Here is a 201-nt window from a genome sequence, read left to right as displayed (position 1 = left end):
AAAGGACACGACCCCGCCGACGGTCACCGCGACGGTGACCGGTGAGAAGGATGCGAACGGGGCGTACGTGGGTGGTGCGACGGTCACCCTCTCCGCCACCGATGCGGAGTCGGGTGTCGAGCGTGTCGAGTACTCCCTCGATGGTCAGCCCTACGCGCTGTACTCCGTCCCGGTCATGGTGAATCAGCCTGGTCAGCACAT

1 protein-coding gene is annotated in these 201 nt (G+C 65.2%); it reads left to right on the top strand.

Going from position 1 to position 201, the window contains the following annotated elements; genetic code table 11:
- Positions 1-201 (top strand): OmpL47-type beta-barrel domain-containing protein (locus ACNAW0_RS31050; protein WP_416291585.1); only part of this gene is annotated, 201 nt, incomplete at both ends.

The organism is Micromonospora sp. SL1-18 (genome assembly GCF_047921505.1).
In the GTDB taxonomy this organism is placed as follows: Bacteria; Actinomycetota; Actinomycetes; order Mycobacteriales; family Micromonosporaceae; genus Micromonospora.
Note: the sequence above shows the minus strand (reverse complement) of the source record. Positions and strands in the feature narration are given on the sequence as shown.